The following is a 22,003-nucleotide window of genomic DNA, read 5'->3' as shown; positions in this document are numbered from 1 at the left end:
AGATGCGCATGGTGAGGGGCGCGGGTCGGACAGTCGTCGTGGTCATCGGAATTCTGGCGCTCTGGCTTTCCGGAGGATCGCCCGCACACGCGGTTCCGGTCGCGCCAGTACCGCTGACCGGTCTCGGTCCCACTGGTACCTCGTTGATGCACGGCGATCTGTGGTCCACGGATTCGACGCCGTGGCGCGGTCCGGGTCGGACCGGGCATGTGGTGGGGTCGTCGGTGCCGGCCGGTGCCTGTGCGGCGACGTTCATCGGCTCTGACGGCCTGCCGGTGTCGCTGTGCACCCGGTTCGTCGGGACGAAGCCGGTCGGATTCGCCGTCCCGTCGGTCACGCTGTTCGATCCGCACACCGCCGCACCGCTCGCGCACCTCGAACTCGCCAAGGGTGGACTTCTCGGGGGTGTGTACGGATATCTCGACGACCGGAATCGCGTGGTCGTCGCCGACGGCTCCAATTCGATTCTGCGCGTGGCCCATCGACGGACCGCGCAGGGGTGGCAGGTCTATGTCGATGATCGGATCGACGTGTCGTCGACTATCCCCGCGGGTGACGCGATCACCGGACTGGCGCCAGACCTGCAGGGGCGCATCTGGTTTGCGACGACGCGTGGCGTGGTCGGCACGGTCGGTCGGTCGGGACGCGTCGCGGCCACCGCCCTGCCGCGCGGTGAGCAACTGGGCAACGGGCTTTCGATCCGGGCCGGTGGTGCCTCGATCCTCACCACCCATGCCCTCTACGAGATGACCGCCGGCGCCGACGGGCGACCACGTGTGGTGTGGCGTCGCGCCTACGACCGCGGAACCGCGCGCAAGCCCGGCCAGCTGACCTGGGGTTCGGGAACCACCCCCACCTATTTCGGTCCCGACGGTGACCGCTGGGTGGCGATCGTCGACAACGCCGACGGAAGACCGAATCTCCTTGTGTATCAGAGCGATACCGGGAATCTGGTGTGCCGGATGCCGGCGTTCGGGTCGTCGGGGCAGGGCACCGAGAACTCGATCATCGCCTGGGGTGACTCGCTGGTGATCCCGAGTACCTACGGCTACCAATACCCGCCGATGGCGGTCGACGGTCCCAGCAGGCCCGGATCGGCCGACTTTGTCGGGGGCGCCACCAGGGTCGACGTCACTGCAGGCGGGTGTCATCGGGTGTGGGAGAACCGCGACCGCATTGCGACATTGCCGCGGCTCTCCCGCGCCGACGGGCTGATCTACGCGCTCGGCTACGGGCCCTATCGGCCGGGTATCCAGCAAGTGGGACCGATCTACCTCGTCGCGACCGACTTCGCGACGGGGCGGCGAGTGGTGACGCGCAAGGTCGGCGACGGGCCGATCGACGAGCCGCTGGAACTGACCGGCACCATCAGCCGCGACGGCGCGCTGTGGCAGGCCACGATCGGACGGATGCTCAAGATCGCGCGGTGAATCCCATCGCGCTCCCTCGGCTGAGTCATCACCCGCGAATGGTCCCGTCCGCTCCCTGATCCGAAGAGTCGGTAAAGAACCCCGCTGACCTGCGGAAATGAGCCCGCGTCGTGCCCGCAAAATCTAGGGGAAGAACTTCTTCCCCGGGGTTCATAGTCGTCCGCGAGAGTTTTCTGGGGGAGGACTCCAAGGGTAGGGGAAGAGTTTCTTCCCCTACTTTTTGCGGGACGCCGGACAGCTCAACTCTCTTCCCGCTTCCACGATCGCCGACGCCGTCGGCGCGGCGACGATGTCCTTCTCACCGAGGGGGGCTTCGAGGCTCGCACCTGGTTCAACCAGCAGAGGGGGACGTCAACCAGCAGAGGGTTCCTCGCGCTCAGCCAGCGGTAGGTGTGACCCTCGTCGGACGCAGTGGCAGGATCAACTGCATGGCAGAAGCACGCGACCCCGACGACGACGTCGACCGCACGCCCACGCAGGCCGAACTCGACGCGGAGGATCTCGCCGAGCTCCAACGGTCGTCGAAGGACCGTGACCAGGCGAATCTGTACCCGACCCGGCAGTCGGATCCCGGCGTGGCCCCGCGGGCACTCCTCGTGCATGCGCGCGTCGCCTGGTGGGGTGCGGCGGCCTGCGGGGTGATCGCCGTGGTGTACGGATTCCTCAACCTCGGCCTGATCACCGACCTGCTCCGGCAGCGACTCCTCGACGGCGTTGCGTCCGACCCGAACAACGCGGCACCCGAGGAGCGGGTGGATTCCCTGGCGGGATTCTTCCCACCGTTCATGCTGCTGATGATCCTGGTGCTCCTCGCGATCGAGTACCCGCTCCTGGTCGCCGCCGCGAACCATCACAGCCGCAACTGCCGCAACTTCTTCCTCGCCGCGGTGATCGTCAACATGCTGTGCATTCCCATCGGTTCCGACCTGCTGTTCCGGTACGACGAGATCTCCTCGACGATGGTTGTCGTGTCGTGGCTGCAGTTCGCACTGTTGGGGCTGGCCGGGGTGATCTCGCTGCGGCGCGTTGTGGATCGATGGCTGCCCGAGTCGAGCCGGATGCGACCGTCGAAGATGCTTCGGGGGCAGTAGGTGCGAGAAACCCCTCCGATGGCTGAGGGGCGAGCCTGCGAGCCTCGAAACCCACGGCGAGAGGACATGTTGTCTCGCCAGTGGTCTCGACACGGTGCCTCGCTGCGCTCGGTACCGGCTCGACCAGCGGGGGGGTCGGGCCTGGCCTGACGATCGTCGGGGGTCGGACCTGACGATCAGCGGTCGGACAGCGCCAGGAGTTCCTTGGTGATCTCGGCTTCGTCGATGAGGGCGTCAGGGAAGGCGTAGTAGTGCAGGAGTCGAAGGGTGCTCTGGTAGTACTCAAACCCGGCATTGCGGCCCTTCTTGAGGGGGAACTGTTCCTTGACCTCGCGGGGCAGTTCGAAGAACGTCGCAGACATGGCGAACGCATGGTTGACCGCGTCCATGTCGATACCGCGGTCGACGACCCGGACGGATTTACGACCAGCACCACTTAGCCGTCCGGGACGGGCGCGAGTCGAACGGGGGCAAGGTTAGCCAACACTCATTTTCTGGATGTAATCCACTTTCTGGATTCATTCCATTTATTGCTGTACGGTGGCAACCATGAGTGAGCAGATGACACCGGCGCGGCAGCTTCGAGCTGCCGGTCTGCGCGTCACTGCGCCCCGGCTCTCCGCACTGGAAATCATTGCGGAGCATCCACATTCGACGGCAGACTTCGTTGCCTCGGCCGTCCGCGAGAAGCTCGGTGGCGTTTCGACGCAAACCGTCTACGACGTCTTGCGGGTCTGTGCCGAGCGGGGTCTGCTTCGCAAGATCGAGCCGGCGCAGTCGCCGGTGCGCTACGAAACGCGGACCGGCGACAACCACCACCACCTGGTGTGCCGGTCATGCGGAACGATCGTCGACGTGGACTGCGCGATCGGAACTGCGCCATGTCTGTCACCCGACGACGATCATGGCTTCCTCGTCGACGAAGCCGAGGTCACGTTCTGGGGACTGTGCAAATCCTGCCGTTCGTGAGGCACAACAAGAGACTTGTCAGCGTCGTCCAGCCCAGTGGCGCCGCGGCAGAAGAAACGTAAGACACCAATGAGAGGGAGATGGCGATGACTCCTCGCACCACCACCAATGCCGGGATTCCCGTGGCGAGCGACAACGAATCGCTCACCGCCGGCACCCAGGGACCGATCCTGCTGCACGACCACTACCTGATCGAGAAGCTCGCGCAGTTCAACCGTGAACGCGTCCCGGAGCGCGTCGTGCACGCGAAGGGCGGCGGCGCATTCGGCGAACTCGTCATCACCGGTGACGTGTCGCGCTACACCAAGGCGTCGTTCTTGCAACCGGGCAAGCGCACCGAGTCGCTGGTCCGGTTCTCCACCGTTGCGGGCGAGCAGGGCAGCCCGGATACCTGGCGTGACCCAAGGGGTTTCGCGATGAAGTTCTACACCGAGGATGGCAACTACGACCTCGTCGGCAACAACACGCCGATCTTCTTCATCAAGGATCCGATCAAGTTCCCCGACTTCATCCGCTCACAGAAGCGACTGCCCGGTTCCGGACTGCGCGACCACAACATGCAGTGGGATTTCTGGACGCTGCGCCCCGAGTCGGCACACCAGGTCACCTGGCTGATGGGAGACCGCGGTATCCCGAAGTCCTGGCGGAACATGGACGGATTCGGTTCGCACACTTACCAGTGGGTCAACGCCGAGGGCGAGCGATTCTGGGTCAAGTATCACTTCAAGACCGACCAGGGCATCGAGTACCTCACCCAGGAGGAAGCCGATAAACTCGCCGGCAGCGACCCCGACCTGCACCGCAAGGATCTCTACGACGCCATCGAGGGCGGCGAGTTCCCGAGTTGGACGATGAAGGTCCAGATCATGCCCGTCGGCGAGGCCGAGAGCTACCGCTTCAACCCGTTCGATCTCACCAAAGTCTGGTCGCAGCAAGACTATCCGCTGATCGAGGTCGGTAAGTGGACGCTCAATCGCAATCCGCAGAACTTCTTCTCCGAGATCGAATTAGCGACGTTCGAACCGTCGAACCTGGTGCCCGGCATCGGGTTCTCCCCCGACAAGATGCTGCTCGGCCGGGTGTTCTCCTACGCCGACGCGCACCGCTACCGGGTAGGCACCAATTACGCTCAGCTGCCGGTGAATTCGGCGAAGAATGCAGAGGTCAACACGTACTCCAAGGAGGGTGCGATGGCCTACGACTTCTCCGGACCACAGGTGCCGGTGTACGCGCCCAACTCCTACGGCGGGCCGCACGCCGACGCCGAGGCTGCCGGTGACGAGGGACTGTGGAACTTCGACGGCGAGGCCATCCGCGCCGGCTACGTCGAACATCCGGAGGACAGCGACTGGGCGCAGGCGGGCACCATGGTTCGCGAGGTGCTCGACGATGCCGCTCGGGAACGGTTGGTGTCCAACATCGTCGGACACGTCCTCGACGGCGTCGAAGAGCCCGTGTTGTCGCGAGTATTCGAGTACTGGCGCAACGTCGACGAGGATCTCGGCAAGAAGGTGGAAGAAGGCGTCCGTAACGGGTGATCGAGGACATTTGATGTCCGATCACGGAATCGACCCGACGGTCCGGCCGTTGGACTTCAATGAGGCACGTCAGTGTTTGCGCCCGACCGGGCCACTTCATCGAGGAGGAACTTCATGACAGTAGAAGCGATCTACCACGTCTCGTCCACGTCGGCAGGCGGGGGGCGTGACGGCGAAGTCGTCTCGGACTCCGGGCGCATCGACCTCGATTTGCGCCCGCCGAAGGAACTCGGCGGCAGTGGTGAGGGCAGCAACCCCGAGGAACTCTTCTCGGCCGGATACGCCGCCTGCTTCATGGGTGCGCTGCGCGCGACGTCGAAGCAGGCCGGCTCGCCCGTACCCGACGAGTCCACGGTCAAGGTCACCATCGGCCTCGGCAAGGACTCGGCCGACGGCGGGTTCGGGCTCACCGCAGCCATCGAGGTCTACATCCCCGGCGTCGAGGAAGCGAAGGCACAGGAGCTCGCCGACGGCGCGCACGCCTTCTGCCCGTACTCGAAGGCCACCCGCGGCAACATCGAGCAGACGGTCACCGTCCGCGTATGAGTCGTTGCCGCACATACGAACTCAAGAGAAAGGAGTGGTATCACACATGACCACCGCAACACCCATCACCAGCACCCTGACCGATGAACAGAAGACGGTCACCGGTAACGCTCTGCAGGAGACGCTGGTCGACCTGATCGATCTGAGCCTCATCGCCAAGCAGGCCCACTGGAACGTGGTCGGCCCGCAGTTCCGTTCGGTTCACCTCGAATTGGACGAACTGGTCACCGTCGCCCGCGAGTTCACCGACGCCGCGGCCGAGCGTGCCACCGCCATCGGGGTGAGCCCCGACGGCCGGGCCGAGACCGTCGCGAAGACAGCTCACACCACGGGCTTCGGCGAGGGCTGGACGAAGGACTCCGACGTGGTGACTGCAGTCGTGTCCAACCTCAAGGCGGTCATCGCGGGTCTCCGCGAGCGCATCGCCACCACCGAGGACACCGACCCGGTCACCCAGGATCTGCTGATCGGCTTCGCATCGAGGCTCGAGCAGCTCCACTGGATGTGGCAGGCGCAGGCGGTCTGACCGACAGCCCCGGTCACCGGAGCGCCTGACCAGATGACGAACCCCGCCGGAATCCGGCGGGGTTCGTCGCGTTCTGGTTCTCGTCCGCTCAGAGCGGCTGACCTTCCGATGGCTGAGGTGCGAGCCTGCGAGCCTCGAAGCCGCTGGTGAGATGATGTTGTTGTCTCACCGGCGCCCTTCGAGGCTCGCTTCGCTCGCACCTCAGGGAGCTGTGGTGTCGGGCTTCGACTCGGACTCGGGCTCGGAGGTGTCGTTGTCGTCGGAGTCGGTGTCGCCCGGTTCCGGTTCCGGCTCGGACTCGACCGCCGGCTTCGCGACGGGAGGATTCTCGACCGGCTCGTCGTCGGCGTAGGAGTCCCGGAACGACACGCGCGGAGTCGTCGCGGTGTGGAACAGTGCGATCCCGACGAACGCGAGAGTTGCGACGCCGAAGACGAGCACCAGGCCGATCGCCGCGATGTAGAGCGCCGTGGCGACCGCGCCGTCGAGCGGGCCGATGGTGAGCGCGGCGGCCCCGGCCAGGACGGTGCCCAGCAGCGCCCACGCCGCGCTACGCACCCACGGCCCCACCACCGAGGCGTAGAAGAGTCGCTGATAGATCGTCTGCTCGAACTCGTCGACCGCGGCCAGCCGCACCTCGTCGTCGGCCGCCAGCACGCGCAACTCACGCGCCAGCCCGGCGCTGCGCGTCAACGACGCATTCTCACGTTCTCGGTAGCGGACAAAGGCGACCACTGCGATCGCTGCCGCGAGGAGTCCCAACCCCACACCCCACACAGTCATGGCCGCAACGCTACCGGCCGCTCGTCGTGGTCGGTGAAGCAGGTCACACACATGCGTGCGTGGTGCGAGGTGCGCCGACGCCGCCGCTGGTAGGTTTGCCCCCGACAGCGGCTCGCCAGGTGCCGCACACGAAGGTCGGGCACGAGGGGTGAACTAGGGGTCTGATGACACGCGCGCGAATGGCCACGGTTGTCGTTCTGGGGCTCGTCGTCGCTCTGTTGGCCGCCGCGTCGGCGTCGATGGTGCGGACCGGGCCCGCGGTTCGGCTGACCGGGCTGGCATCAGGGGTGTCGGTTCTCGACGGCGACGCACCGCCGGCCGTCTTGCTCAGTCGCGCACTGTTCGGTTCGTCGCCGAGCGCCGTGGTCGTGGGTTCCGACGCCGACGAGAGCGCCTGGCAGCGGGCAGGCGATGCGGCGATCGGCGCACACGTTCCGATCTTCGGCATCACCCCGGAGAGCGGCGACGCCGTCGCGTCCGAGTTGCGACGCCTCGGTGTCGGGTCGATCCACACCGTCGGAACCGTCCCCGAAACCATCCGCGCAGTGGCACCCAACCGTGACCTCGACTCGCTGAGCGGCAACAACCCTGCCGCCGGACCCGCTCCGCTCGTGTTCGTCACGAGGCCGATGGCGCGCGACGCCGTCCTGACGGCGCGCGCGGGACACGGTCAGGTCGTCGAACTGCCGGTCGCCGATCCGCGGTCGAGCGGGGCGGCGGTCGCGGCAGTGAAGGCCGCGGGGTCGGCACCCATCCTGGCTGTGGGGCGCGGTTTCGGCGACGACGACGTCTTTGGGCAGCGGGTCGCCGCGGCGCGCACTGTGCCCGAACTGCCCGGCGGCGGTCAGATCATCTTCCCGTCCCGACGCATGGTCGCGCTGTACGGATCGCCCGATGCGCCGGCACTCGGACCGCTGGGTCGGCAGAACATTCCCGCGTCGATCGCTCGCGCCAAACGTCTCGCCGCCGATTACCAGCGGGTGAGTCGCGTGCCGGTGATCCCGGCGTTCGAGATCATCGTGACTGTCGCGTCGGCCGCTCCCGGCGACGGTGGCGCCTACACCAACATGATCGACCCCGCGGTGATCCGGCCCTGGGTCGACGCCGCACGCGCCGCCGGTGTGTACGTGACGCTGGATCTGCAGCCGGGTCGGATGGATTTCCTGACCCAGGCGAAGCGGTATGCGGGTCTGCTGCGGCAGCCTCATGTGGGCCTCGCCCTCGATCCCGAATGGCGGTTGAAGCCGAACCAGGTGCACCTCACCCAGATCGGCTCCGTCGCGGCGGCCGAGGTGAATCGGACGTCGGCGTGGCTGGCCTCGCTGGTCCGGGACAACAACCTGCCGCAGAAGCTGTTGGTGCTGCACCAATTCGATTCCGACATGCTCGCCAACCGTCGGCAGATTGCCACCAACCATCCGGAACTGCAGGTGCTGATCCATGCGGACGGGCATGGAGTTCCGCCCGTCAAGATGGACACGTGGCGTCGACTGATCACCGATCTCCCTGCGGGAGTGTGGATGGGCTGGAAGAATTTCTACACAGAGGACAAACCCACGTTCACGCCTGCGCAGACCATGGCGGTTCGCCCGGCACCGTGGTTCGTCTCCTACCAGTGATCGCCAGTCGGCCGCCCGGGCCGTGTTGAGGAGACATCGTGACGACAACCGCAGCAGTCGATCTGTCCGCCTGCCCGACGCCGCAGGAGCGGCCCGATTCGTTGGAGATCCTGGCGGCACAGGCAACCTCCCGGGTTCAGGAACTGATCCCCGTCCGCCATGCCCGGATGGCTGCGACACCGTTCACGTTCTATCGTGGCGCGGCGGCGGTGATGGCGTCGGACCTGTCGCGCACACCGAGTTCGGGTGTGATGACGCAACTCTGCGGCGACGCCCACCTCAGCAACCTGGGTCTGTTCTACACACCTGAGCGTCGAATGACCTTCGACCTCAACGACTTCGACGAGACCTTCACCGGTCCCTTCGAATGGGACGTCAAGCGTCTGGCCGCCAGCTTTGTGGTCGCCGGGCGCAACAATGGCTTTGACGACAAGGCCAATCGCCGATTCGCTCGCTCGGTGGCCAAGGCCTATCGCAAGTCGATCGAACACTCCGTCAAGAAGTCGACGCTCGACTGCTGGTATGCGCGAATGGATGTCGAGGAAATCCAGGCGGTGATCGGCAACCGCCTCGACACCTCCATCAACGAGCGCACCCAGAAGGCCCTGAAGAAGGCGAAGCACCGCAACAGCGAGCAGGCGGTCGCCAAGCTGTGCGTCATCGACGCCGAGGGCAAGGCGCACATTCGCAGTGAGCCACCGCTGCTGGTGCCGGTCCACGAACTGTTCCCGGACAACCTCGCCGACTTCGTCTCCGATGCCATCAAGGTTCGGTTCAACAACTATCGAGATGCCCTGCCGGGTCATGTCCGCGCATTGTTCGACCAGTTCACCATGGTGGATGCGGCGCGCAAGGTGGTCGGTGTCGGCAGCGTGGGCACTCGGGCGTGGATCGCGCTGATGATCGGCCAGAACCTCGAGGACCCGTTGTTCCTGCAGATGAAGGAGGCGCAGCGGTCCGTTCTCGCCGATTACGTTCCGGCCTCCGGCTTCGACAACGAAGGTCAGCGCGTGGTGGAAGGTCAGCGGCTCCTGCAGGCGTCGAGCGACATCTTCCTCGGGTGGAGCAGCGGCGCCGACGAGAACGGTGAGCGACGCGACTTCTATCTCCGGCAACTGCGTGACGGCAAGGGATCGGTGGTCGTCGAGGCGCTCGAACCCGAGGCGATGAAACTCTATGCACAGCTGTGCGGCCGCACCCTTGCGCAAGCCCACGCGCGTACCGCGAGCCGTCCCGAGATCGCGAAGTATCTGGCCGGCGATCCCAATTTCGGCGACGCGATCGCCGACTTCTCGGTCGCCTACGCCGACCTCAACGACGGCGATCATGCTGCGATGCTGCGGGGAATCGAGGCGGGAACGATCGAGGTGCGCGACCTCGAAGCGGTACCCGCGCCGACGCTCAGTCGTTGACGCGATGCGACGATCACACCGACGTGCAACAGGGATCGAGGGTCGAGAATGAGCGATGACGTGCTGGCCGAACGTGTTCGGGATCTGATGCCACAGGCCAAGGAGGATCTGACCGCGATGGTCGGATTCCAGTCGGTGTACAACGTCGAGCAGGCGCCGCCCGAGGAATGCCAGAAGATGGTCGACTGGCTCGAGGAGACCTTCGTCGAGGCCGGATTTGCCGACGTGGCCGCCCACGAAACGGCGGACGGCAGCAAAGCCGTCACCGGGCATCTCGACGGACCCGACGACGCCCCGACCGTGCTGCTGTACTTCCATCACGACGTCCAGCCGCCGCTCGGCGCCGACGAGTGGGACTCCCCGGTGTGGGAACTGACCGAGCGCAACGGCCGGTGGTACGGGCGCGGTGCCGCGGATTGCAAGGGCAACATCGCGGTTCACCTGACCGCCCTGCGGGCGTTGGGTAAGGACGTCCCGGTGAACATCAAGATCATCGGGGAAGGGTCCGAGGAGCAGGGGACCGGCGGTATCGAGGACTTTGTTCCCAAGAACCCGGAGTTGTTGCGCGCGGACACGATCCTGGTGGTCGATTCGGGCAACTTCGCGGTCGGCAAGCCCAGTCTCACCACGACGCTGCGCGGTATTGCGAATGTGACCGTCACCGTCGAAACATTGGGATCGGCAATGCATTCCGGTGTTTTCGGTGGTGCCGCACCGGATGCTCTGGCGGCGCTGATCGCGATGCTTGCGACGCTGCGGGACGCGGATGGCAACACCACGGTCAACGGACTGGACAACACGCAGGTGTGGGATGGTGTGCAGTACCCGGGCGATCAGTTCCGCTCCGATGCAACGGTTCTCGATGGTGTGAGCCTGGTGGGATCGGGCACCGTGTCGGAAATGATCTGGGCCCGACCGGCATTGACGGTACTGGGCATCGACTGCCCCTCGGTGGCGGGGTCGTCGGCTGCCGTCCAGGCCAGGGCGCGTGCCCGGCTCAACCTGCGGGTGCCGCCGGGCATGGACGCACAGGTGGCGCAGGATGCGCTGGTCGATCACCTGACCGCGGTGACGCCGTGGAACGCTCGGGTGTCGATCGAACGCGACGCCATCGGATCCCCCTTCGTCGGTTCGACGGACGGTGTCGGTTTCGACACCCTCGTCGACTCCATGCGTACCGCGTACGGCACCGATGTCCTGGTGCAGGGGCAGGGCGGAGCCATCCCGTTGTGCAACGTCCTCCAACAGACCTACCCCGACGCGGAGATCATGCTGATGGGGGTGGAAGAACCGCAGTGCCTCATCCACGCGCCCAACGAGAGTGTCGATCCGTCCGAGATCGAGCACATGGCGCTGGTCGAGGCGCTGTTCCTCCGGGACTACGCGAAGCGGTTCAGAGACCGCTGAAGCGCTGCAGCAGCGCATCTTTCAGCTGTGGTCGGCTCGCGGCCACCAGAATGAAAGCTGTCTCGCGGAAGATCCGCTCGGCGTCGCTGCCCCCGATCAGCGCCTTACCGCCCTCGGCGGCGACGAGTGCGGCCGCCGCGTCGAGCGCGAGTTGCGCGGCGTCGGCGCGAGCGACGAGAAGGCCGTCGGCGTCACCGAGTGCGGCGTCGAGCGCGGTGCGGATCCCGTCGCCGCGTTCACGTAGCCGACGCGCCTGCGGCGAGTGCCCGGCGATGTCGAGCAGTGCGGTCGCGCGGCGTAACGTGCCGAATGGCAGTGTCCCGTTGAGCCGCACGCCGATGTTCTGGTTCGCGAAGAAGTCCTCGAGTGTGACCCGACTGACCACCTGTTCGTCGGCGATCGACAGCGAGGTCACCTTCAGGGCCACGGTGGCGGCAGCGTCGACCGCGGCGAGCCGCAGGGGGTGGAAGTCGATCGACGACGGGAGGTCGTCGGTGCGAATGATCGCCGCGATCACATCGTCGGTCTCGACGTCGCGTGCGGAGATCTGCAGCAGGTCGATGACGCCCCATCCGCTCACGAACGGCGCGTACCCGTCGAAGCGCCAACCGGTGCCGTTACGCGTCGCGGTCATCCGGGGTGGGGTCGGGACGGCGCCTGCGTAGGCGACGCCCGCACGTAGATGACCGTTCACGGTGTCGCCGAGGAGCGTGTCGCGCAACGCGGTGTTGGGGCTGCCCGCCAGCGAGATCACCACGCCGTGGTGCTGAATCCACGTGAAGGCAGTCGACAGACAGCCGCTCGCCAGTACCTCGAGGATCTCGGTGACCTCACCGAATTCCAGGCCCGGTCCGCCTGCGTCGACCGGTGCGGCGATGCCGTACAGCCCGGCCTCCGCGAGAGCGGCCCAATGAGAATCCGGGACGTGCCCCGTACGGTCGACGTCGGCGGCGGCCGGGTACAGGACATCGTCGGCGACGCGGTAGGCGGCGGCCTTGAGCGTGGAGCGGCGATCGTCGGCCGAGGCGGCGTTGGAGGTGACAGGCGGCATGCAGTCAGCGTAGTGCCGAGCGAAGTGCAATCCTGTGCCAAGATCGGGCGATCGTCGAGAGGTACTTTCGGTGTCGCCGAAGCGATCTGTGCCGTGTTGACCGCAGATCGGTGATGGCGGCGTCAAGGCGGTGGCTCGGACCACGTTCTCCTGCTAGGAAAAAGGGTTGAGGGTCGAGCGAAGCCGCATGAGGCTGTGCCGGCGGGCATCTCGCCCCCGGGCGCGTAATAGTGCTGCTGACCTGCGTATGGTGTCCGATTCACGGCGGCTTCGCCGATTATTCGCGGGCCATGACGGTCGCCCGGGCCGACGATATGCGACGTCGTGAATCTGCGGTTGAGCGCCGGAGTTCGGATGTCCTAGCTTTCAAGCCATGTCGCAGGGAGACAGTACAAGTCGACGTCTGGTGATTCGCAATGTGCGGGTCTTCGACGGGCTGACCGACAACGTTGTGGACGCACATGACGTTCTCATCGAAGGCGAACGGATTGCCGCAGTGGCCGACTCGCCGATCGGCGACGCCCCCGGAATCGAGACGACAGAGATCGACGGCGGCGGCCGGTTCCTCATGCCGGGACTCAGTGACGCCCACGTCCATCTGATGGGGAACGCGAACAGCTACCTCGACTTCGTGATGGGCGCGACCGGTCTGCTGGTTGCCAACACGCTGTCGGAGGCCAAGCGCATGCTGCACCGAGGCTTCACCTCCGTGCGCGACATGGGTGGCGACACCGCACCACTGAAGGTGGTGATCGATCGCGGCGACTTCGAGGGACCACGGATCTTTCCCAGCCAGGCGATGATCTCCCAGACCTCGGGCCATGGCGACTTCGCCTTCGTGTACGAGACGCCGTATGCCTTCGGCGGCGGTCCGAGTCGTACCGACTCGATCGGGTTCACGAGGACCGTCGACGGCGTCGAGCGTGTCCTCACAGCGGTGCGCGAGCAACTGCGCAAAGGGGCATCGCAGATCAAGCTCACCATCGGTGGTGGCGCGGCCTCGATGTACGACCCGCTGTACACGCTGCAGTTCACACCCGACGAGATGCGCGCGGCCGTCAACGCGGCCGAGGACTACGGCACGTACGTGGCGACCCACGTCTACACCGTGCCGGGGATCAAGCGAGCCATCGAGGCGGGAGTGCGGTCCATCGAGCACGGTCACCTTGCCGACGAATCAACCGTCGCGCTGATCGGTGAGAAGGGGATCTGGCTGTCGATGCAACCCTTCGCCGAAGACGATCACCACTATCCCGACCCCGATCGCGCCGAGAAGAACCGGCAGATCTGTCATGGGACCGAGAATGTGTACACCTGGGCCAAGAAGTATGGCGTCAAGGTGGCCTTCGGCACGGACCTCCTGCTGGAACCACAGTCCGCGGCGCGCCAAAGCGTCATGGCGGCTCGAATGGGCGAATTCTATTCCAATGCAGAGTCGTTGAAGATGCTCACCTCGGGCAACGCGGAGCTCTTCGAAATGGCCGGTGACCGCAATCCGTACGGATCGGCGCGACTCGGCGTCGTCGCGCCCGATGCGTGGGCCGATCTCCTCTTGGTCGACGGCGACCCGCTGGCCGACATCTCGGTGCTGTCGGATCCGGACCAGAACCTGAAGCTGATCATCAAGGGCGGCAGGGTTTTCAAGAACACTCTGCACTAGGCCACAACCGCATCCCGCCGTGCTGGATCGCGCCGATGATGCTCGGCGCGTACTGCGTTTCTCAGAAAGCGACAATGACTATGACCGACGACTGGTCGAGCAACGAGGTCACCGCACCGGTGCCGCGCGTACTCGACGACGGGGAAGCACTCCTCGTCGCTGAGGACATCGGGGTGCGGGCATCGTGGGGCCACATCTACGGTCCAACCAGTTTGCGTGTCGCCGAGGGCGGCGTGACGGTGCTGGTCGGGTCCGGCGGACGGGGTCGGACGGCGTTGCTGCTCACCCTCGCCGGTCGGATGAAGCCGACCTCGGGAAGCCTCACCGCATTCGGGCGGCGAAACGATGCGCGTCATCTGTTCGCGCGTGCCGCGATCGCCGACATCGACGAAGTGGACGGAATCGAGCAGGCCATCCGGGTGCGCGATGTCGTGACCGAGCAGATCCGGTGGCATGCTAAGTGGTACAAGTGGGTTCGGCAAGCCCGTCAGGAAGACCTCGAACGCATCTGCGCGCCGGTCTTCGGAGATCTGTCGCTTCCCTCGATGGACGCCTTCATCGAGGAACTGCCGGAACTCACGGCGAGCCTGTTTCGCATCGCGGTCGCGAATGTGGCGCGTCCACCCCTGCTCGTGGTCGGTGGAGTGGATCGCCTCGCTCGGATCGAGAGCACCCGGATACTCACCGAGCGGCTCGTCGACCTGGGACGGAATCAGACCGTCGTCACCGCCGACGTCAACGGTGTGCACGCCGGAATCGGTGTGCGCGAAGCGATTCTCGTCGACAACCTGACCGACCAAGAATTCGTGAAGCTCGAACAACAGGAACGGACCCTCTGACATGCTTGCTGCGTTCTCGCCCGGCAGCGACTTCAAACGCTATTACCGAGGGCAGATGCCACGACTGGCACTCATCGTCATCGTGTTGATGCCGTTGATGTATGGCGCGCTCTATCTGTGGGCGTTCTGGAATCCGTTCGACGCGGTCAACAAGATCCCGGTGGCGATCGTCAACGCTGACCAGGGTGCAACAGTGCAAGGAAAGCCACTCAACGCGGGCAAACAGGTCACCGACGGACTCATCGCCTCCGACCAGCTCGATCTGCACGTGGTGTCCGCGCAAGAGGCCAAAGACGGTGTGGAACATGGGAAGTACTACTTCTCCATCACGCTGCCCGAGGATTTCAGTGCTGACATCGCGTCGCCTGCGAGCGGTGACGCACGATCGGCGCAACTGATCTTCACCTACAACGACGCCAACAACTACCTCTCGACGGTGATGGGGCAGGACGCAGCCGAACAGGTGGTGAACAAGGTCGGCGCGCAGGTCGGCGCGACCACCTTCGACATCGTCATCAATGATGTCACCGGACTCATGCCCAAGCTGACGCAGGCTCAGCAGGGAGTCAACAAGCTGAACAACGGTATGCAGCAGGCCAATACCGGTGCCGGTGAGCTGGCGACCAATCTGGTCACCGCCAAGAACGGTGCGGCCGAGCTCGCCGGGGGCCTCAACACGCTCGACGGTGCTGTGCAGCGCGCCACCGACCCCGTCCTCGCGGCGCTCAACAACTCCGGCAACGGTGGTCTGACTCCCGCCGAACTGAACGCGCTCGTCACACGATTGAGTACGGGGACAACGGCAGTGGCGAATCAGTTGGGTACGGCTGCGACCGCACAGTCGCAGGCATCGCGGGCGGTGACGGGTGTCATGGCGCAACTGCGGGCCAACCCCGACCCTTCAGTACAGCGACTCGCCGATCTGCTCGCGCCCGCGCAGAGTGTGCTGAGGACCCAGGGCCTTGGACCCAATGCCAACAATCAGCTCACCGCGGTGCGCACCGACGCCGCGACCCTCTCGCAGCAACTGGGGAGCCCGCAGAGTCCGGTACGAATTGCCATGGGGCTGCTGCAGAACGGGACCCTTCGCAACGATGTGGTCGCGGCGCGGAGCGCGGCGAACGAACTCAGCTCGGGAGCAGGACAACTCAGTACCGGTCTCGTCGAGCTGAGCAATGGTGCCAACCAGTTGCGGGCCGGGACCGTGCAACTCGCCGCGGGAACCAACGAGCTCGCCGGACAAGTGGACGCAGGAGTCAAGGCGGTCCCGCAGTGGTCGCAGGAGCAGAAGAACGCGCTGGCAAACACCCTGTCGCAACCGGTGACGCTCGAGGAGAACACTCTCAACGAGGCCAAGACATTCGGAACCGGATTCGCCCCCTTCTTCCTCGGTCTGGCGTTGTTCGTCGGCAGCATCATCGCCTGGATGCTGTTCACCCCGTTGCAATCTCGTCCGATAGCGCAGGGTCTGGCGTCACTGCGAGCGGTGCTGGCGTCGTTCGCACCCACCTTCTTCGTCGGATTCCTGCAGGCCGCGATCCTCTATCTCGTAGTCGTGTTCGCGGTGGGCCTGCGACCGGTGTATCCCGTGGCGACCTTTGGCTTCATGCTGCTGATGGTCGCGGTGTTCTTGGCGATGATCCAGATGCTCAATGCCGTCTTCGGGCCGGCCGTCGGGCGCGTGGTGACGCTGGCGTTCCTCATGGTGATGCTCACCTCGGCGGGCGGGATCTATCCAGTGCCGACGACCACCAAACCCTTCCAGTACATCCACTGGGTAGACCCGATGACATATACGGTCAACGGTTTACGCCAGCTGACGGTCGGCGGCGTCGACCATCGCCTGTGGATCGCGATCGGTGTGCTGTCGTGCCTCACCGTGGTGTTCCTGGCCATCTCGACGTGGGCCGCTCGTCGAAACCGCCAATACAACATGGACCGCCTCTACCCGCCGGTCGAGGTCTAGCCGACATGTAACCGAATTCCGAATACATCCATCAGCACTGCACTTTCGATCGCACCGAACCCACCCGTATGTCCCGAGGAGGAACCCATGACCGATCTGTCCCACACCAACGCCCGCACGACCACCAACATCGGTGACACGCTGACGCTCAACCCGGTGTTCGTGCGCCCAGGCGAGGCAACCGAACTGCCGAAGTTCACCATTCCTGACGGAATGAGCCTGCCCGAGACGGCGTATCAGATCGTGCACGACGAGGCGATGCTCGACGGCAACGCACGCCTGAACCTGGCAACCTTCGTGTCGACCTGGATGGACGACGAGGCGCGCAAGCTGTACGCGGAAACCTACGACAAGAACATGATCGACAAGGACGAGTACCCACAGACCGCGGCCATCGAGGACCGGTGCTGGCGCATCATCGCCGACCTGTGGAACAACCCCGATGTCGACAACGCGATCGGGACGTCGACGATCGGTTCGTCGGAGGCCGCGATGCTGGGTGGTCTTGCACTGAAACGGCATTGGCAGGCCCGCCGCAAGGCCGAGGGCAAGTCGATCGAGAAGCCGAACCTGGTGTTGTCCACCGCGGTTCAGGTCTGCTGGGAGAAGTTCCTCAACTACTTCGAGGTCGAGCCCCGCTGGGTGCCGGTGAGCGAAGAGCACTTCGTCTTCGACGGCCATGAGCTGGAGAAGTACGTCGACGAGAACACCATCGGCGTGATCGCCATCCTCGGCGTCACCTACAACGGCCTCTATGAGCCGGTGAAGGAGATCTCCGCGAAGCTCGATGAGATCCAGGCATCGACCGGCCTCGACATCAAGATCCATGTCGACGGCGCATCGGGTGCGATGATCGCACCGTTCTGCCAGCCCGATCTGGAATGGGACTTCCGGGTGGACCGGGTGGTGTCCATCAACACCTCCGGCCACAAGTACGGCCTGGTGTATCCGGGTCTGGGGTGGATCATCTGGCGCGACACCGCCGCGCTGCCCGACAGCATGGTCTTCCACTGCAGCTACCTCGGCGGTGACATGCCTACGCTCGCACTGAATTTCTCGCGTCCTGGCGCGCAGGTCCTTTTGCAGTACTACAACTTCCTGCGCTTGGGCCGGGAAGGCTATCGCCAGGTTCAGCAGGGGTCGCTCGATGTCGCGCAATACCTTTCGTCGGCGATCGCCGAGATCGGTCCGTTCGAACTCGTCAGCAAGGGCGACACGATCCCGGTCTTCGCGTGGAAACTGAAGAAGGGGTACACCGAGAAGTGGACCCTCTTCGATCTGTCCGACCGGCTGCGCATGAAGGGCTGGCTGGTCCCGGCATACCCGATGGCCGACGACCTGGCCGATATGACGTTGCAGCGCATCGTTGTTCGCGCCGGACTGAGTCGTGATCTGGCCGACGCCCTGCTGCGCGACATCGAGGGTGAGGTCGTCTTCCTCGACAACCTCGAAGCGCCACTGCCGCGTGAGAAGGCCGGTTCACACTTCCATCACTGAGCACCGCGTGGTCGCGCTCGAGTCCGTTGGGCTCGAGCGCGAACAGCGGTGTCCGACGAGGAGATCGAATGCGTACGCACAACGACGGTGACCGGATCGGCGGGCCGCGATGACGGATACCACCGCGGATCTGGTCTTCGATCCACCACCGTCGTGGACACAGCGAATTCTCACTCCGACCCTCACCAAGCAGTGCAGCAGCTTCATGGTCGGGTCTGCGTTGTTTGCCGTGGGTTCGGCGCCCGGACTAGGGTCGCTGATGGGGGCGGCCAACGCCAATCTGTGCTTCTTCGTCGGTGCGTGGTTCTTCACCACCGCCGCCTTCATCCAGTTGATCACCGCCGGCCCGGTGACCGTTCCGGTCTCCTATGCGCCGGGAACGATGGTGCGGGCCGAATGGCTCGCGGCCGCAACGCAATTCTTCGGCACCCTGCTGTTCAATGTGAGTACCGGCGCGGCGTTGCAGGCCCACACGATCGCCGCGCAGAAGCACCTCGTGTGGACACCGAACGCCGAAGGGTCAGTTGCCTTCCTCTTCAGCGGGTTCTTCGTGCTGGTGGCCTACGCGCGCACCGACCGCATGTGGGCACCGGGAAGTCGGGACTGGTGGTCGGGCCAGATCAACATGATCGGCTGCCTCGCCTTCGGTGTGTCGGCGGTTGGCGCATACATCACCACCGACGGAGTGACCGTCGATGCGGTACTGGCCACCCTCGGCACCTTCATCGGGGCGATCTGCTTCTTCGTCGCGTCTCTCATCGTGTTGCCGGCTTTGCGTGCACCGACGTCGTGACGCCGGGAGACCAGTCTGGGTCGGGTTTGGACCCAACAGTTCTCGACCGGTGGCAGCGCGACAACGGGCGTGAAGGGGAACTCGGTGAGCATTGTTCGCGCCGTGTGCGCACTCGAGGTCGCAGCGGCATCGAGCAATACGCGGTTCTTGTCGAACTCGATGCAGCCGAACCAGACGACTTCGAGCAGTTGGTGTACTGGCGGCCGTTGTCCAAGCTGTTCGCGTTCTGCCTGTTGCAAACGCCGGTGCGTACTCGTCGAACCGCGAGCCGCATTCGCGACTATCCCTCGGACTTTTTCATCTGCGGCGTACAGACCCTGGGGTCGACAACCGGAACTGCCAACGGCCGCGAGTTCGCCGCGGGCGCTGGGCAAATCACCGTCATCGACAGCCGTCTGCCGTACGACCTGACCACACGCGGCACCACCGACGCGATCGGACTCTGGGTACCCACCGAACTGTTGGGGAGTGACATCGCTGCCGGCGCAACAACGGAACCACTCACACCCGACACCGTCCTCACCCGAGCCTGCGCGAGCCTCGTCGTCCGGTTGGCTCGCGACGCGGTCATCGGAGGAGCTGATGTGGACCTCGACACCGAGTTCGCTGCGATCGAGGTGATCCGGGCAATGATCGAACAAACCAAGTCGGCCGATGATGCTGTGTCCGGCGACCCGCTTCTCGTTCGTGCGGCTGTCAGCGATCTCATCGAACGCAACTTCCGCGACCCCACCTTCAACGCGGCGTCCGTGGCCGCGCTTCTGCACATGAGTCGGCGGCAGTTGTACCGAAGTCTTCAGGGCGAAGATTTCTCGCCCGCCGAGATGATCGTCACCCGGCGCCTGGAGTGGGCACGCAGCCTGCTTACTCAACCGGGCCAAGTCCGCCTGGAGGGCATTGCTCACGCAGCAGGTTTTCGTTCGGTGGCGACCCTGCGCAACCGCTTTCGGGCGCGCTACGGGATGACTCCGGACGAGTATCGTCACGCTCTGCCGGACGTCGGGCGCGGCGGAACGGCCGGAACCTGAAGACCGATGAGGCCCCCCTCGACGAACTCGTGAACAGCACAACTCAGGGTTGATGGAGGTCGGTCGCCGGAGGTCTCGTCGACGCGATCAGCCGTTCACTGCAGCTACGTTTCATCCGCAACCACGTCGAGTCGTCGATCCCGGGGGGTGGCTCGCCATCCAGCAGCATTTGGAGTCGGTGGAAATACACTCGCTCCGACAGCCCAAAAGCAATCCAGATGTCTTCGGGATCGCCTCCACCAAAGGGCAGCCATCGCAGCGCGAAGGCGAGCATGTCATCGCCATCCATACTCTTGCGGAATGTGTTGTCCACCCTGCCATTATCGCTGATGAACCATTAGTTGCGGTGGCAATGATGCACGAAAGCGCGGTCCCGAATCCCCGGTGGGGACTCGGGCTCCCCGTGCGGCGCTCGGCCGACCCTATTCGGCCGCCACGAAGGACACGAGCTTCTCCTGGACGATGTCCTGGATCTTATTCTGGTGCTCCTCGACGGACCCCTTGACGTGTGCGAGCTCCGACGTCGCCTTCTCCACGACCTCTCCGATGAGCTTGGCCTGTTCGATGGAGACGATGTGGAACTTGCGGTGCTTCTTGAAGTGCTTGTGCACCTCGCCGGCGATACCGCCTTCGAGCGCAAGCTTGCTGAGCAGATCCAGCTTCGCCTCGCCGGAGCCCTCGGAGAAGTCGAGGTCCGCGAGATCCACCCACACCGTGTTCGGCCGTGTCGTCGACTCGAATGCGTAGCGCAGGTTGGTCAGGTCGATGACGACCTGCCACAGGGTCTGCGATGCGTCGGGCTTGCCAGGCTCGGGGTTCCGGAATGGCTGAGCGCAGTTGCGGATGATGCTCAGCATCGCCGCCATCGCCTGTAGTTGCGACTCCGGCTTCGGCTGGACGCCGACGTAGTAGAGGGCGCGGGCGAAGCGGTCGGAGGCCAGGCACGTTCCCGGTAGTGGGTCGTCGCCACCGAGGCCTTCGTATTTCTTGACCAGTTCGAGCTGCTGATCGTAGGTCGGCGAATTGGTCATCACGAGGTAGTCTTGGCTGTGGTGGATCTCGATCTTGCCGTCGATGTATTCCAGGATCGCGGAATCGCCACTGGCATCATCGAGCGCCAGATGTAGTGCGGGCTTGCTGTGCCCGGTTGGATCGGCCATGGGAACGATCTGCGGCTGGTTCTTCTCGGTCCACGCCACGGCCTCGGCGACGGTCTCGAAGTTGTCCAGGTAGAACTGCAGCCAGACCGACATGGCCAGTTGTGGCTTCGAGTCGTCGGGGGTGCCGTACTCCGACTCGGCCAGCCACAGAATGTGCCCCGCCAGACCCCGTTCGTTGAGACCATCCGTGGACAGGACGTCGTAGACGCCTGCGATGACGCTTCCGTACTTCGCGGTCCATTTGAGCTTGCCCGAGACCCGGTCGTCGCGCTTGATCCCGCGCGGAAGCTTCCAGAGGTTGGTGTGGAGGTCCTGATGGAAGTCCATGTTCCGGCCGACGATCACCGAACCGTTGGCGTCGGGCCACATGACACGGGTGCACATTTCTTTCAGCGTCACTTTCCTTGAGGCGAACGGAGGTCGACGGCCGGGACGACGCCCCGACCGAGGTCAAGAGATCCTCCACAGCCAAGCTAAACGGCACGAGCGACCGCTGCGTCCCGCCTGCACCGGAATACCCGGTACATGGCACAAATGACGACTCGAATTGTCACAACACGCGCCACGCACGTGACAGTTCGGGCCGATCTGGATTTGTGTCGCAGGTGTGGCTTCTTCAGTGTGTGATTTCGCTTTTGGTCGTGACCGCTTGCGGGCATCGGGTGGTGAAATCGAATTTTCGGGACCA

Annotated in this window: 19 protein-coding genes and 1 pseudogene; 15 read left to right on the top strand and 5 right to left on the bottom strand. The window is 64.7% G+C overall.

The genetic code is table 11. From position 1 onward, the window contains the following. Positions 1 to 2: 2 nt before the first annotated feature. Entirely contained in the window at positions 3 to 1,430 is a 1,428-nt protein-coding gene (locus MKW15_RS03780) for a hypothetical protein (RefSeq protein ID WP_240856233.1), read from the top strand. A gap of 428 nt (positions 1,431 to 1,858) precedes the next feature. After that, positions 1,859 to 2,521, top strand: coding sequence for a hypothetical protein (locus tag MKW15_RS03775; protein WP_240856232.1), 663 nt, complete (start codon positions 1,859 to 1,861; stop codon positions 2,519 to 2,521). A gap of 209 nt (positions 2,522 to 2,730) precedes the next feature. Here MKW15_RS03775 and MKW15_RS03770 read toward each other — a convergent pair. After that, a pseudogene (locus MKW15_RS03770) lies at positions 2,731 to 2,934 on the bottom strand (hypothetical protein); the annotation flags it as partial. Between the two features lie 136 nt (positions 2,935 to 3,070). Between MKW15_RS03770 and MKW15_RS03765 the strand changes: the two are divergent. From MKW15_RS03765 to MKW15_RS03750, 4 genes are all read left to right on the top strand, one after another. Then, complete coding sequence (locus MKW15_RS03765) at positions 3,071 to 3,490, top strand: Fur family transcriptional regulator (protein ID WP_240856231.1); 420 nt, start codon at positions 3,071 to 3,073, stop codon at positions 3,488 to 3,490. A gap of 86 nt (positions 3,491 to 3,576) precedes the next feature. Beyond that, positions 3,577 to 5,028, top strand: coding sequence for a catalase (locus MKW15_RS03760; protein ID WP_240856230.1), 1,452 nt, complete (start codon positions 3,577 to 3,579; stop codon positions 5,026 to 5,028). Positions 5,029 to 5,142: 114 nt separating this feature from the next. After that, complete coding sequence (locus tag MKW15_RS03755; protein WP_240856229.1) at positions 5,143 to 5,574, top strand: organic hydroperoxide resistance protein; 432 nt, start codon at positions 5,143 to 5,145, stop codon at positions 5,572 to 5,574. A 46-nt stretch (positions 5,575 to 5,620) separates the two neighbouring features. Next, positions 5,621 to 6,100 (top strand): Dps family protein, encoded by a 480-nt coding sequence (locus tag MKW15_RS03750; RefSeq protein WP_240856228.1) that lies wholly within the window; start codon positions 5,621 to 5,623, stop codon positions 6,098 to 6,100. A 201-nt stretch (positions 6,101 to 6,301) separates the two neighbouring features. On the opposite strand, the gene MKW15_RS03745 is transcribed toward MKW15_RS03750, so the two are convergent. After that, positions 6,302 to 6,883, bottom strand: coding sequence for a hypothetical protein (locus tag MKW15_RS03745; RefSeq protein WP_240856227.1), 582 nt, complete (start codon positions 6,881 to 6,883; stop codon positions 6,302 to 6,304). Between the two features lie 179 nt (positions 6,884 to 7,062). On the opposite strand from MKW15_RS03745, the gene MKW15_RS03740 reads away from it, so the two are divergent. Genes MKW15_RS03740 through MKW15_RS03730 form a run of 3 tightly spaced genes read left to right on the top strand, consistent with a single transcriptional unit; the run spans position 7,063 to position 11,321 of the window. Further along, positions 7,063 to 8,502 carry a hypothetical protein gene (locus tag MKW15_RS03740; RefSeq protein WP_240856226.1) on the top strand — a complete coding sequence of 480 codons (1,440 nt, stop codon included), beginning with the start codon at positions 7,063 to 7,065 and terminating at the stop codon, positions 8,500 to 8,502. A 38-nt stretch (positions 8,503 to 8,540) separates the two neighbouring features. After that, the gene (locus MKW15_RS03735; RefSeq protein ID WP_374246089.1) at positions 8,541 to 9,914 is read left to right on the top strand and encodes a DUF2252 domain-containing protein; all 1,374 of its coding nucleotides are present in this window, start codon (positions 8,541 to 8,543) and stop codon (positions 9,912 to 9,914) included. Between the two features lie 48 nt (positions 9,915 to 9,962). Further along, positions 9,963 to 11,321: a dipeptidase gene (locus tag MKW15_RS03730; protein ID WP_240856225.1), complete on the top strand. Its 1,359-nt coding sequence runs from the start codon at positions 9,963 to 9,965 to the stop codon at positions 11,319 to 11,321. Here the strand turns inward: MKW15_RS03730 and MKW15_RS03725 are convergent. Further along, positions 11,308 to 12,372: an acyl-CoA dehydrogenase family protein gene (locus MKW15_RS03725; protein WP_240856224.1), complete on the bottom strand. Its 1,065-nt coding sequence runs from the start codon at positions 12,370 to 12,372 to the stop codon at positions 11,308 to 11,310. The genes MKW15_RS03730 and MKW15_RS03725 overlap by 14 nt on opposite strands. Before the next feature lie 373 nt (positions 12,373 to 12,745). On the opposite strand from MKW15_RS03725, the gene MKW15_RS03720 reads away from it, so the two are divergent. The 6 genes from MKW15_RS03720 (at position 12,746) to MKW15_RS03695 (ending at position 20,155) form a co-directional block, all read left to right on the top strand. Then, a complete protein-coding gene (locus MKW15_RS03720; protein WP_240856223.1) occupies positions 12,746 to 14,032 on the top strand; it encodes a metal-dependent hydrolase family protein in 1,287 nt (428 codons plus the stop codon). Positions 14,033 to 14,112: 80 nt separating this feature from the next. Continuing rightward, the gene (locus tag MKW15_RS03715; protein WP_374246129.1) at positions 14,113 to 14,871 is read left to right on the top strand and encodes an ATP-binding cassette domain-containing protein; all 759 of its coding nucleotides are present in this window, start codon (positions 14,113 to 14,115) and stop codon (positions 14,869 to 14,871) included. Position 14,872: 1 nt separating this feature from the next. Then, on the top strand, positions 14,873 to 16,837 hold the full coding sequence (locus MKW15_RS03710) for a YhgE/Pip domain-containing protein (protein WP_240856221.1): 1,965 nt from the start codon (positions 14,873 to 14,875) through the stop codon (positions 16,835 to 16,837). An 87-nt stretch (positions 16,838 to 16,924) separates the two neighbouring features. Next, positions 16,925 to 18,334 (top strand): glutamate decarboxylase, encoded by a 1,410-nt coding sequence (locus tag MKW15_RS03705; RefSeq protein ID WP_240856220.1) that lies wholly within the window; start codon positions 16,925 to 16,927, stop codon positions 18,332 to 18,334. A gap of 109 nt (positions 18,335 to 18,443) precedes the next feature. After that, the gene (locus MKW15_RS03700) at positions 18,444 to 19,127 is read left to right on the top strand and encodes a hypothetical protein (protein ID WP_240856219.1); all 684 of its coding nucleotides are present in this window, start codon (positions 18,444 to 18,446) and stop codon (positions 19,125 to 19,127) included. A gap of 26 nt (positions 19,128 to 19,153) precedes the next feature. Then, complete coding sequence (locus MKW15_RS03695) at positions 19,154 to 20,155, top strand: helix-turn-helix domain-containing protein (RefSeq protein ID WP_240856218.1); 1,002 nt, start codon at positions 19,154 to 19,156, stop codon at positions 20,153 to 20,155. Between the two features lie 43 nt (positions 20,156 to 20,198). Here MKW15_RS03695 and MKW15_RS03690 read toward each other — a convergent pair whose 3' ends face one another. Beyond that, positions 20,199 to 20,468 (bottom strand): hypothetical protein, encoded by a 270-nt coding sequence (locus MKW15_RS03690; protein WP_240856217.1) that lies wholly within the window; start codon positions 20,466 to 20,468, stop codon positions 20,199 to 20,201. A gap of 109 nt (positions 20,469 to 20,577) precedes the next feature. After that, a complete protein-coding gene (locus MKW15_RS03685; RefSeq protein WP_240856216.1) occupies positions 20,578 to 21,699 on the bottom strand; it encodes a linear amide C-N hydrolase in 1,122 nt (373 codons plus the stop codon). Positions 21,700 to 22,003: the final 304 nt, after the last annotated feature.

Source organism: Gordonia gummivorans (assembly GCF_022513585.1).
Classification (GTDB): Bacteria; Actinomycetota; Actinomycetes; order Mycobacteriales; family Mycobacteriaceae; genus Gordonia.
This window is presented reverse-complemented; position numbering and strand designations above follow the sequence as displayed.